The sequence below is a fragment of the Frankia gtarii genome (genome assembly GCF_025403375.1).
Lineage (GTDB): Bacteria > Actinomycetota > Actinomycetes > Frankiales > Frankiaceae > Frankia > Frankia gtarii.
Genome location: NZ_JAMPTM010000206.1, coordinates 1 through 12,268, shown reverse-complemented (window position 1 = coordinate 12,268; position 12,268 = coordinate 1). Strand labels below are relative to the sequence as shown.

Annotated in this window: 9 protein-coding genes; 5 read left to right on the top strand and 4 right to left on the bottom strand. The window is 71.8% G+C overall.

Annotated elements, in window-relative coordinates:
- Together NBZ83_RS23690 and NBZ83_RS23685 are read right to left on the bottom strand one after the other, a co-directional pair.
- Nucleotides 1-850 (bottom strand): excalibur calcium-binding domain-containing protein (locus NBZ83_RS23690; protein ID WP_261575821.1); only part of this gene is annotated, 850 nt, incomplete at its 3' end.
- A gap of 186 nt (nt 851-1,036) precedes the next feature.
- Complete coding sequence (locus tag NBZ83_RS23685; RefSeq protein ID WP_261575820.1) at nt 1,037-2,158, bottom strand: ABC transporter substrate-binding protein; 1,122 nt, start codon at nt 2,156-2,158, stop codon at nt 1,037-1,039.
- Between the two features lie 1,480 nt (nt 2,159-3,638).
- Between NBZ83_RS23685 and NBZ83_RS23680 the strand changes: the two genes are divergently transcribed.
- From NBZ83_RS23680 to NBZ83_RS23670, 3 genes are all read left to right on the top strand, one after another.
- Nucleotides 3,639-4,265: a TetR/AcrR family transcriptional regulator gene (locus NBZ83_RS23680; protein ID WP_261570570.1), complete on the top strand. Its 627-nt coding sequence runs from the start codon at nt 3,639-3,641 to the stop codon at nt 4,263-4,265.
- Between the two features lie 353 nt (nt 4,266-4,618).
- The gene (locus tag NBZ83_RS23675; RefSeq protein WP_261570571.1) at nt 4,619-6,778 is read left to right on the top strand and encodes an acyl-CoA dehydrogenase family protein; all 2,160 of its coding nucleotides are present in this window, start codon (nt 4,619-4,621) and stop codon (nt 6,776-6,778) included.
- Between the two features lie 151 nt (nt 6,779-6,929).
- A complete protein-coding gene (locus tag NBZ83_RS23670; protein ID WP_261570572.1) occupies nt 6,930-8,096 on the top strand; it encodes an MBL fold metallo-hydrolase in 1,167 nt (388 codons plus the stop codon).
- Between the two features lie 98 nt (nt 8,097-8,194).
- Here NBZ83_RS23670 and NBZ83_RS23665 read toward each other — a convergent pair whose 3' ends face one another.
- On the bottom strand, nt 8,195-8,962 hold the full coding sequence (locus tag NBZ83_RS23665; RefSeq protein ID WP_261560217.1) for an SDR family NAD(P)-dependent oxidoreductase: 768 nt from the start codon (nt 8,960-8,962) through the stop codon (nt 8,195-8,197).
- 207 nt (nt 8,963-9,169) lie between these two features.
- Here NBZ83_RS23665 and NBZ83_RS23660 point away from each other — a divergent pair, with 207 nt between their 5' ends.
- Both NBZ83_RS23660 and NBZ83_RS23655 read left to right on the top strand, forming a co-directional pair.
- Entirely contained in the window at nt 9,170-10,342 is a 1,173-nt protein-coding gene (locus NBZ83_RS23660) for a thiolase family protein (protein WP_261575819.1), read from the top strand.
- A gap of 158 nt (nt 10,343-10,500) precedes the next feature.
- A complete protein-coding gene (locus tag NBZ83_RS23655; protein WP_261575818.1) occupies nt 10,501-11,472 on the top strand; it encodes an aldo/keto reductase in 972 nt (323 codons plus the stop codon).
- Between the two features lie 228 nt (nt 11,473-11,700).
- Here the strand turns inward: NBZ83_RS23655 and NBZ83_RS23650 are convergent.
- A partial coding sequence (locus tag NBZ83_RS23650) for an SDR family oxidoreductase (protein WP_261575817.1) occupies nt 11,701-12,268 on the bottom strand: 568 nt, incomplete at its 5' end.

The following is a 12,268-nucleotide window of genomic DNA, read 5'->3' as shown; positions in this document are numbered from 1 at the left end:
CGGCGACGACCGGAGTCGTGGGGGGTGCCGTCGGCGGCTGCTGCACCGTCGACGTCGTCGACGACGTCGACGTCGTCGACGACGTCGACGACGGGGTTTGGCAGGCGATGCCGTTGCCGTCCTCGTCGAGTGCGGCCCGGTAACCGGGGTCGCCGCTGTGCAGGTTGGTGACGCCGGCGTCGCGGACCGCCGTGCAGTTCGCGTAGTACGTCGATCCCGACCCGGTGGCCGGCGCCGTGCTGGCGGTGGCCACCGGTCTCGACGCGGTCGCGGTCGACGTCGACCTCGACGACGCATCCTCGCAGGCGATGCCGTCGTCGTCCGCGTCGAGTCCGGCCCGGTAGCCGGGGTCGCCGCTGTGCAGGTTGGTGACGCCGGCGTCGCGGGCTGCCGTGCAGTTGTCGTAGTAGACCGACCCGGACGCCTGCGTCGGGCCGCCCGCCGCCGCGGGAGCCAGCGCATCCTCGCCGATAGTCCCGCTGCCGGCCGTGCCGTCGCCGCCCGTGCCGCTGCCTGTCGTTGCGCCAAGCACGAAGCCGGAGCCGGTGTCGGACGCCTCTGCCAGAGCGGCCGAGTACGGCAGTTCCGGCCGCGCGCCGTCGGGCGATGGCGAGCCGGCGTCCGACGGCGACCCCGACGCCAACAGGGCGGACAGGGGCGTTGCCGCCGCGGCGGGCGGCGACGTCGAGTTCGCGGCTCGGGAGGAGGCGTCGGCCAGGTTCGCGGGCTTCGACGAGCCGCCGAAGCTCCCGACCACGATGACGATGGCTACGACGGCGCCGAGCACGCCGAGTGCGATCTTGCCGCCGCGTCCCGCCAGAAAATCGACCGCTGCCCGACGACCCGCCATATTTGCTCCCCCGAAGTCACTGGGGCGGAACCCTAGCGGATGGTCACGAATCGGTCGGAACGGGGCCTGACCTGGGCGGTTCGCCGTCGGCGACGGGGGAGGGGCTCCCGGCCGGCCCGGGTGGGGGCCGGCCGGGACTGACAGTCAGGGCGCCGAGGACTCAGGGCGCCAGGGCGTCGGGATGGGTCAGGGGGTGGTCGGGTTGAGGACGCCCGTGACCTCGGCGTCGGTCAGGTTGTAGGAGTAGAAGGTCTTGTAGAAGTCCTTGATCTCCTGCTCGACGCTGACGTCGGTGAACTGCGCGGGGTGCAGGGTCTTGGCAACGAAGATCGGCTGCAGGGCCTCTTCGGCGCTGCGTGCGGCCCAGACGAACACGCCCCGCGGGTTGACGATCAGGTGCTTGTCGCGCACCGCGGCGACCGAGGACCAGCGCGGGTCCGCCTGGATCTTCGTGCAGGACGAGGCGTCACGGCAGAAGACGTACTCCGGGTCCCACTTGACGATCGACTCGATCGAGACGTCCTTCATGGTGCCCTGAACGCCGTTCACGGTGGCGACGTTCGTGCCCCCGGCGAGCGTCGACCAGTTGTCGATGATCGAGCCGCCACCCTCGGTGTTCAGCGGGTTGTTGGCGGTGTAGTAGAGCTTCGGTCGGTCGGTCGCCGGCAGGCTCGCAAGACCCTTGTTGATCTGGGCGACGTTTCCGTCGACGTACTCGACGTACTGCTGGGCCCGCTTGGGGGAATCGCCGCCGAGCACGTCGGCGAGGAAGGTGACGCCGTCGTTGAGCTTGGAGTAGTTCGGGAACGAGGCGATCTGGACCACCGGCACACCCAGATCGGTGATCTTCTTTACGAGCGACGCGTTGCCGGAGCTCAGCACCACCAGGTCCGGCTTCTGGGCCAGCAGGGTCTCGGTGTTGACGGTGGTGGTGTCGGCGCCGAACACCGCCTTCTTCTGTGCGAGCGGCGGGTAGATCTTCTTGAACAGCGGCAGGGTCGTGAGGTTGCTCAGCGGCACGCCGGCGACCCGCTCGATCCCGCCGAGCATGAAGATGATCTGGGTGACCGCCGGATAGTTGGTGACGATCCGGTTCGGATGCGTCGGCACGGTGACGTGCCGGCCGGACATGTCGACGACCTCGTGGGTCGTCGCCGCGGCCGACGTGGCCGCCGCGGCGGGCTTGCCGGAGCCGCCGTCGGAATCACTGCCACAGGCGGTGAGCGTGACGAGCGCGACCAGGGCTGCGAGCAACGCCGCGAGCAGGGCGGCGAACGGGCGTCTGGGTGACGGGTGTGTCGCTGGCATGTGTTCGGTGGTCCCCATAACAGTTGTCCGATGGGAGGACGCGAATGAATGGCGGGCACCCGGCGTTCCGTTGGTCCGGGGCGCGCGACCGCGATCTGCTTGGCGCGGCGGGGTGCGGCTGTCCCAACTGACCGCATCCCACGTGGCCGTATCCAGGAGCTCGGCGGGCGGTTTCACCCCGGGGACGACGACGGCGACGACGACGGCGACGAGGACGGCCCCTGGCCCGGGATTGCCTGGACGCTGTCGGCTGCTCGGGCCTGGCGCGGGACCGCGCGCCGACCCTGGCCGTACGGCAGGGATGAGTGGAACCTCATGCACAGGAAGTGACCGACTTCCGTGAGTAAGCATGGGGTGCTCCGTTGCACCGAGCTCCGCGGATGCGGACTCAGGCGTGAAGATATGCCGCTTCCTCGGCATCTGTCACAAAGTTTGGGAAGATATGCGGATCACGGAGGAACTCGGGCGGGGTTCGAGGGGGGGCGAGCCTCGTCACTCTCCGGGGCTAGGGTGCGAGTCGCGTTGGGATCAGGGTGTGGTTCGTGGGAGTTCCCCGATCCCCGCCACCGGCCTGTCTCCGCCCGGACCGCCCGCCTACAACCCGACAACGGGGGTCGGCTTCATCGGCACCGGGTTCGCGGGTGGTGTGCAGGGGAGGGGCGCCGCCTGGTCCCTCTGTAGAGACAAAAGCAGACGCGGAACCCACCAGAAGAACCACGGAGGCACTCTCCCGTGCCTCTGCCGCCCACACGCGACCCGCCCGCCGACCGAACGGCTCGCGGACCCGACGGCTCGCGGATCCGGATCAGGGAACTCGCGCGAAGCCAGCCCGACCGCTGTCTCCTCACCGGCTGTCTGGCTCTCGACCGGCTCAACTCCCTTCTCCCTGCGCCGCAACCTGCCGGCCCACGGTTGCGGCGGGAGTTGCTGGAGCCTGATGACGGTTTCGAGCCGGCGAACCGGGATTAACCTCCAGCATCTGCCGACCGCGTGGCGCATGTTCCGCGGAACACCAAGATCGAAGATGCCGGAGCCATGCCTGTCTCTCCCCGCCGCGATCGAGGGGGCTCAACCGCTCCGCCGGTGCCGGCCGCGATCCGTGGCTGGGATCCGTGGCCGGGATCTGCGGCCGGGATCTGCGGCCGGGATCTGCGGTAATGCGCTGCCTTCCTGGCCGTGCCCGATCCGTTCTCGATAAAAGGGTATACCCATAAGATTTTCCAGGTTTCGGATTGGAACGCATCGGCCTGGGTGGTCGCTTACCGGACTTCCTCGGAGTAGGTGTCCGCGGCGGGGGCCGGTGGCGGGCGGCGAGGCGGCTGCGCGGCGGTGGCGGGGTCTGGTGCGCGACCCGCGGACAATCCCTGCATCCGCAGGGTGCGGCGCACGTCTCACGGCATCCGGAGAACCATCCGGTAGCATAATCGGGATGGTCCTGGCGGGCGGGGCCAGGCTCGTCCTGACGATGCGGAGGCTGCGCGTGCCCCCCACAGCGAACACGAACGCCAAGCGGTCCCGGTCGCGGCGTGCTCGGGGGTCGATCAACGCGGCGGGGATTCTTTCGGGGGCCTTCGAATTCTGCCGGGACACGCCCGTCGATCAGCTCAGCATGCCGCGGCTCGCGGCATTCCTTGACGTCGGTGTCACGAGCATCTACTGGTATTACAAGAGCAAGCGAGAGCTCCTCGACGCGATGACCGGGCAGGCGCTGTCCGCCTTTTACGAGGGCATGCCACCGTTGCGCACCGGCGACTGGGAGGACATGCTCCGCGGGTTCTTCGACGACTGCCACGCCGCACTCACCGCCGACGACCTGGCCTGCGACCTCGTCGTCCGGCGCATCGGCGCCACCACCCGCCAGGAGGTGGTCGAGGCATGGCCACGGGCGGCGGAGCTGCTCGACGGGCTGCACGCGGCCGGGTTCCCGCCGCTGCTGGCCTGGCACGCCTTCGCCACGCTGGCCACCTACGCCCGCGGATTCCTCCTCACCGAGCGGCCGCCCGAGGCCGCGGCTCCGCCGGAGGAGTTCGCGTTCGGCATCAACAACATCATTCTCGGTCTGCGGAGCCTGCTGCCCCAGCAGGCGCACGACCGCGACGTCGCCTGACCCGGCGCCAGCCGCAGCCGCAGCCGCCGGGGCCGTCCGCCCTGGCCCGTCCGCCCGCCCTGGCTCGTCGTCCGTTCGTCCGCGTCCGTTCGTCCCCATCGGTTTGCCCTGGTTGGTCTGTTCTGGTTCGTCTGTCCCGGTCATCGGGCGATGTCCGTCGACCTGTGGCGGGGCGTGCGGTTAGCGTGCCTATTGTCGATCCGGGTGTCCGCACCCGGCCTGCCTGGTCGAGCGGCGGGATCTGTGGACGGAGCCTGTTCGAAAGGCTTACGGTTAGGTTTACAAATCATGGTCGGCGGGAACTCCGGGTCGCTTGGTGATGCGGCGACGGCAGCCCGCTGGAGGGAGACACGATGGCCCTGGCGATTAGCGACGACCACAAGGCCCTCGCCGAGGTGGTCCGCACCTTCGCCGATGCGAACGACCTGCGCGCGGCGTCGCGGCGGGCGCTCGACGGAGGCCCCGGGGCGCTCGGCCCGCAGTGGCGGCAGATCGCCGACCTCGGCTGGCTGGGCCTGCACCTGCCTGAGGAGCACGGCGGCTCCGGCTTCGGCCTGGCGGAGTTCGCGATCGTCGCCGAGGGCCTGGGCGGCCGCGCCGCCGCCGGCCCGCTGCTGCCCACCGTGGTCGCCTCCGCCGTCGTGGCCGCCGTCGGGTCGCCGCGGCAGCAGGCGGAGCTGCTCCCCGGGCTCGCCGACGGTTCAGTCATCGCCTCGTTCTCGTCGCTCGGCGCGGTCACCGCGGACGCCGCCGGCGCGCTCAGCGGCGAGGCGCCCGCGGCGCTCGGCGCGGTGTGGGCCGGCATCCACCTCGTGCCGGTCGGTGACGATCTTGCGGTGGTCGCCGCGGACTCCGCGGGTCTGACGCTGCGCCCGACGAACGCGCTCGACCCGTCACTCGGGCTCGCCGGCCTCGGCCTGTCCGCCGTCGCCGCGCACCCCGCCGGCCTGCTGCGCGGTGGGCGGGCTGCGGCCGTGCGCATCCTGCGGGTCGTCGCCGCGGCCGAGGCGGTCGGCGGTGCCCGGGCCACCCTGGACATGGCGCTGGACTACGCCAAGGTGCGCGAGCAGTTCGGCCGCATCATCGGCGGGTTCCAGGCCGTCAAGCATCACCTGGCCAACATGCTCGTCGCCACCGAGCTCGCCACCGCCGCGACCTGGGACGCCGCGCGGGTCGCCGCCGACGGGGCCGAGGCCGAGCTCGCCGCGGCCGTCGCCGCCGCGGTGGCGCTGTCGTCCTACCAGCACAACGCCCGGATGAACATCCAGCTCCACGGCGGCATCGGCTTCACCTGGGAGCACGATGCCCACCTGTACCTGCGCCGGGCGGCGACGCTGGCCGCGCTCGCCGGCCCGATCGAGGGCGCCGAGGACGACGTCTACGCGCTGACCCGCGACGGCGTCCGGCGGGTGTTCGCCGTGGAGCTGCCGCCCGAGGCCGAGCAGTACCGTCGCGAGGCCCGGGAGTTCGTCGAGCGTTACCACGGCGCCGCCGAGGCCGAGCGCCGCGACCTGCTCGTCGACAGCGGCTACCTGGTGCCGCACTGGCGCAAGCCGTGGGGCCGCGAGGCGGACGCCGCCGAGCAGCTCGTCATCGACGAGGAGTTCACCGGCATCGAGCTGCCGAACCTCGGCATCGGCGGCTGGGTTCTGCTCACCCTCACCCAGCACGGCTCGTCGGAGCAGATCGAGCGCTGGGTGCTGCCCAGCCTGCGCGGCGAGCTGCGCTGGTGCCAGCTGTTCAGCGAGCCGAACGCCGGCTCCGACGCCGCCGCCGTGCAGGCCCGCGCCGAGCGGGTCGAGGGCGGCTGGAAGATCAACGGCCAGAAGGTCTGGACGTCGGACGCGCAGAACTGCAACCGGGGCCTGGCCACGGTCCGCACCGACCCGACGGCACCCAAGCACAAGGGCATCACGGCGGTGGCGATCGACCTGTCCGCGCCCGGCGTCGAGGTCCGGCCGCTGCGGGAGATCACCGGCGACGCCCTGTTCAACGAGGTCTTCTTCGACGACGTGTTCGTCCCCGACGCCGACGTCGTCGGGGAGATCAACGCCGGCTGGATCGTGGCCCGCGCGACGCTGGGCAACGAGCGGGTGACGATCGGCGCCGGCCACGGCGCCGACGAGGGCCACACCGCCGTCGGCCTCGTCGACCTGCACGCCCGCTACGCCGCCGGGGACACCGAGCTCGCCCGCCGCGTCGGCCGGCTGGTCGCCGTCGAGGTCGCCATGGGGCTGATCAACCTGCGCCAGGTCGAGCGGGCCGTCGCCGGCAGCGAGCCGTCGGCCGAGGGCAACGTCAGCAAGCTGCTGTCCGCCGAGCACGCCCAGCACGTCACCGAGCTCGGCATGAGCATCGCCGCCGCCGCCGGGGTGACCGGCGAACAGGCCGACCTCGCCTACCGCTACCTGTTCGCCCGGGCGCTCACCATCGCCGGCGGCACCTCCGAGGTCGGTCGCAACGTCATCGCCGAGCGGATCCTGGGCCTGCCGCGGGAACCCAACATGCGTTGAGGCACGCCCATCCCATCCCGGCCCGCCGTCGGCGCCGCCGCGATGCCGCCGCCGCGATGCCCGGGGCGGCCACCGCGTGCGCCGTGCGGCGCGTCGAGGCATGCCCGGCGCACGGCGGCGTCGACGGCACCCAGCGACAGGAGGCGCCAGCGTGACGGTCGACGACCAGTCGTTCATCGTGACCGGGCAGGTTCAGCAGCAGGCCTGGCGGGACCGGGTCCTGCCACCGGTGGAGCAGGTTCGCCCGGGTCTGTGGTCGGTGCCGACCCCGTTCCCGCAGAGCCCGCTGCGGTATGTGCTCGCCTACCTGCTGGAGACCCCGCGCGGGCCCGTCCTCGTCGACACCGGCTGGCCCAGCGAGGACGCCTGGGACGGCCTTGTCGCGGGGGTGCGCGCCACCGGGCACGAGATCGGCGACGTCAGCGCGGTCCTCATCACCCACGGCCACGCCGACCACTTCGGCCTCGCCCGGCGGATCCGGCGGGAGTCCGGCGCCCCCGTCATGATCCACGAACTGGAGGTGGCGGCCTCCCACCAGTTCGCCAGCATCTCCGACTTCCGCGCCGCCGACCGGATCTGGCTGCGCCGGCGCGGCATGCCCGACGCGGAGATCGCCGCGCTGTTCCCCAACGGTGACGGGCCGCCCGAGTGGCGCGATCCGCCCGACGTGCTGCTCCAGGACGGCGACCGCCCCCTCGGCGACGCCGCCGCGGTGCGCGCGCTGTGGACCCCCGGGCACACTCCCGGCCACCTGTGCTTCGTCCACGAGGAGCACAACGTGCTGCTGACCGGCGATCACGTGCTGCCGCGGATCAGCCCGAACATCAGCCCGTCGCCGCGGGTGCGGGCGGACACCCTCGGGGAGTACCTGGGCTCGCTCGCGGCGATCGAGGACATGCCGGTCGACGAGGTGCTGCCCGCCCACGAGTACCGCTTCCGCGGCCTCGGGGCCCGGGTGCGCCAGCTTCAGGAGCATCACCGGGCGCGGCTGCGCGAAGTGGTCGAGGCGGTCGTCGAGCTCGACGGGCCGACGACGATGGCGGTGGCCGAGCGGCTGACCTGGTCGCGGCCGTGGAGCGAGTCCCAGGGGATCGTGCGCCGCTCGGCGGTCGGCGAAACCTACGCCCACCTGCTGCACCTGCAGCGCCGCGGTCTGCTCACCGGCGACGCGGGCGGAGCAGAACAGACGGGCGGCGGTGCAGGGACGGGCGGCGGTGCAGCGGGTGGGGGAGTGGCAGGCCGGGACGGCGCGGGCGAGGTCGACGCGTGGCGTCCCGCGGCCGAGGCCGGCGTCCTCGTGGAAGCGCTGCTGCGCTGAGGTGCCCGGCCGCGCCGAGGTCCCCGGCGGTGCCGAGCGGCCCGACGGCGCCGAGGTGTTCGGCACCGCCGGGCGGGCGGGCTGACGGGGACGCGGCGTCAGATGTTGAAGCGCTGCGCCCCGTCGATGCGGATCGTCTCGCCGTTGATGTAGTCGTTGTCGACGATCGACAGGGCGAGCTTGGCGTACTCGTCGGCGTGGCCCATCCGCTTGGGGTTGGGCACACCGGGGCCCCACTTGGCCTGGGCCTCGGCCTCCTCCATCCGGTAGGCGGGGGTGAAGAAGGTGCCCGGGGCGATGCAGACGACCCGGATGCCGGTGGGGGCGAGGTCGCGGGCCGCGGTGAGGTTGAACCCGATGACGCCGCCCTTGGCCGCCGAGTAGTCGGTCTGGCCGACCTGGCCCTCGAAGCCGGCGATGCTCGCGGTGGTGATGATGACGCCGCGCTGGTTGGAGTCCAGCGGCTCGTTCTGCGACATCGCCCCCGCGACCTTGCTGACTACCCGGAACGTACCGACGAGGAAGATGTCGATGGTCCGCTGGAAGGTCTCCACCGGGTAGGCCTGGCCCGACCGGTTGACCAGGCGTTTGCCGGCCGCCGGGCCGCCGTGCACGACGACCGCCGCGCGCAGCGGGCCGAGCTCGACGGCGGCGGCGATCGCCGCCTCGACGGACTCGTCGCTGGTGACGTCGGTGGAGACGAAGACGGCCTGCTCGCCGAGCTCGTCGGCGAGGGTCTTGCCCTTGTCCTGCGCCAGGTCGGCGATGACGACCTTGGCGCCGGCCTGCACGAGGCGGCGCACGGTGGCCTCGCCGAAGCCTCCCGCGCCCCCGACGACCAGCGCGGACGATCCTGTGAGATCCACGGTTTCTCCTTCGGGCCCACCGTCATCCCGGGTGGGCGTCCGGCGAGAGGGGGCCTGCATCATGGGCATCCGGCCACGAGTTGACGTTATCGTCAGCTCACGGCCGCATCCCGCGGTATTACTGTTGATATCCCGGTAATGCTTACCATAGGTTCCTGTCCGGGGGCGTTCCGCTGGAAGCCCTCACCCTGTGAAAGGTGGACCGTCATGTCAGATCCCGTCATCGTCAGCGCGGCGCGCACGGCGATCGGCACGGCCTTCAAGGGCTCGCTGGTCAACACCACCGGCGAGGAGCTCGCGGAGGTGGTCCTGCGTGAGACCGTGCGCCGCTCGGGCCTCGACCCGGCCCGCATCGACGACGTCATCTTCGCCGAGTCGATGTACGGCGGCGGCGACCTCGCCCGCTACGCCGCAGTCGTCCTCGGCATGACCAGCGTTCCCGGGCAGGCCGTCAACCGGCACTGCGCCGGCAGCCTCACCGCGATCGGCAACGGCTCCGCCGGCATCATCAGCGGGATGGAGAAGATCGTCGTCGCCGGCGGCGTCCAGGCGACGTCCACCGGGCCGAAGCTGAGCCGCCGGGTCCTGGGCACCGCCGACCAGTTCGAGGACTGGATCCCCGCGACCCACCCGGACTCGCCCGAGGCCCCGAACATGGACATGTCCATCTCGGTGGGCTGGAACACCGCCAAGGAGGCGGGGCTGACCCGCGACGAGCTCGACGCCTGGGCCTACCGCTCCCACCAGCGCGCCGTCGCCGCGATCGACGAGGGCCGCTTCGTCGACGAGATCGTGCCGATCAAGGTGCAGGCGCCGGACGGGTCGTTCCGCGAGTTCGCCGTCGACGAGCACCCGCGCCGCTCCAGCACGCTGGAGAAGCTGGCGTCGCTGAAGGTCCTGCACCCGGAGATCCCCGGCTTCAACATCACCGCGGGCAACTCCAGCGGCGTCAACGACGCCGCGGCCGCGGTCACCCTCGTCGGCGCCGAGCTGGCCGCCGCCGAGGGCCTGCCGACCCTGGCGAAGGTCCGCGCGTGGGCCGCTGCCGGCGTCGAGCCGCGGCGGATGGGCTTCGGCGCCCTGGAGTCCATCTCCAAGGTCCTCGGCCGCGCCGGGCTGACGACGAAGGACGTCGCGCTCTGGGAGATCAACGAGGCGTTCGCGTCCGTGCCGGTGGCCGCCGTCAAGGAGTTCGGCCTCGACGAGGGCACCGTCAACATCAGCGGTTCCGGCTGCAGCCTCGGCCACCCGGTCGCCGCCTCCGGCGCCCGCATGATCATCACGTTGCTGCATGACCTGCGCCGCCGCGGCGGTGGCATCGGCATCGCCGCGATGTGCGCCGGCGGCGGGCAGGGCGGCGCGGTCCTCATCGAGGTCTGAGCCCGGCAGGATTCGAAGCCCGGCAGGACACAGGGCGGCTGCCGGCGCCCGATCGCGTTCCCCGCGGACGCGACCGGGCGCCGGCGACGATGCTGTGCGTCGGCGATGAGGCTGTGCGTCGGCGACGATGCGAGTCGGCGACGATGCGAGGAGGCCCAGTGCAGTACACCAAGCTCGGCTCGACGGGGTTGGACGTGTCCCGCATCTGTCTGGGCTGTATGAGCTATGGCGAACCGGGCCGGGGCGCCCACCCCTGGTCGCTGGACGAGGACACCGCCCGGCCGTTCTTCCGCCGGGCGATCGAGGCCGGGGTGAACTTCTTCGACACGGCGAACGTCTACTCGGCCGGCAGCAGCGAGGAGATCACCGGTAGGGCGTTGGCCGAGTACGCCAACCGCGACGAGATCGTGCTGGCGACCAAGGTGCACGGGCCGATGCGGCGCGGCCCGAACGGCCGTGGCCTGTCCCGCAAGGCGATCATGACCGAGATCGACGCGAGCCTGCGCCGGCTCGGGACCGACTACGTCGACCTCTACCAGATCCACCGCTGGGACTCGCGTACCCCGATCGAGGAGACGCTGGAGGCCCTGCACGACGTGGTGAAGGCCGGCAAGGCCCGCTACATCGGCGCGTCGTCGATGTACGCCTGGCAGTTCGCCAAGGCGCTGTTCGTCGCCGACGCCCACGGCTGGACCCGGTTCGCGTCGATGCAGAACCACTACAACCTGATCTATCGCGAGGAGGAGCGGGAGATGCTCCCGCTGTGCGCCGACCAGGGTGTCGGCGTGATCCCGTGGAGCCCGCTGGCCCGCGGCCGCCTCACCCGCGACTGGGACGCGACGACCGCGCGCACCGAGACCGACGAGTTCGGCCGCAAGCTCTACGCCGAGGGCGACCGGGCCATCGTCGACGAGGTGGCGCGCATCGGGGCCGAACGCGGCCTCCCCCGAGCCCAGGTGGCGCTCGCCTGGCTGCTCAGCCGCCCCACCGTCGCCGCGCCGATCATCGGGGCGACGAAGCTCTCCCACCTCGACGACGCCGTCGCCGCCGTGGACCTCACCCTCACCCCCGACGAGATCGCCCAGCTCGAGAAGCCCTACACCCCGCACCTCACCGCCGGCTTCGTCTAAACGAGCCGGTGCCGCCACCTTGGGCGGCACGGGCTGGGACGAGGTCCAGGCGCGGCGTGGCGCCGGCTATTGCCCCAGTCGTCATCGGTCGGGCACAGAATCATGCCGAGGACTGGTCACGGTTTCACGCTCAAAACCGTGCTGTGGCCTCGGCATGATCTGGCCGTTGTCTGGCCGTTGTCTGGCCGTTGTCTGGCTGCGAAGGGCGAAGGCCGGTCCGCCACCCGGCTACGTGGGGCGCAGCCAGCCGCGGCGGCCGAGGTCGGGGTGCAGCACGTCGTCGCTCCACAGCAGTTGGCCGTTGGTCGTCGCCGGGTCGGCGAGCGCGACCAGGACGGTGGCCTCGGCGAACTCCTCGGGGCTGGCCCAGTCGGTTTCCCCGGCGGCGGCGACCAGGTTGCCGGGGGTGATGACGGGCTCCGACGGCGAGAGCACGTTCACCGCGATCCCGTAGGCCTGCGCCTCGACCGCGACGGCCTGGCTGAGGTGGTGCAGGGCCGCCTTGTTGCCGCCATAGGCGAGCGGGCCGGGCGTGCCGGGCTCGGCATACGGTCCCTCACCGGGGATGAACCCGGCCACCGAGCTGATGTTCACGATCGATCCCCGGCCCAGGTCGATCATGTCGGGCAGGACGAGCTGCATGAGCCGGTAGGAGGCGAACAGCCCGATCTCGAAGTGCATCCGGAAGCCCTTGAGCGGGAAGTTCAGGAACGACGACCAGTCCGGCATCCGTCCCGGCGCCGCGGACGGTGCCGGCGCCGCGGACTTCGCAGCCGGGGTGGCCCCGGCCTGGGGC

Excerpts from the sequence above, each read along its gene's own strand:
- NBZ83_RS23685 (WP_261575820.1), bottom strand. The coding sequence starts at position 2,158 with ATGCCAGCGACACACCCGTCACCCAGACGCCCGTTCGCCGCCCTGCTC.
- NBZ83_RS23675 (WP_261570571.1), top strand. The coding sequence starts at position 4,619 with ATGGCCCTGGCGATTAGCGACGACCACAAGGCCCTCGCCGAGGTGGTC.
- NBZ83_RS23660 (WP_261575819.1), top strand. The coding sequence starts at position 9,170 with ATGTCAGATCCCGTCATCGTCAGCGCGGCGCGCACGGCGATCGGCACG.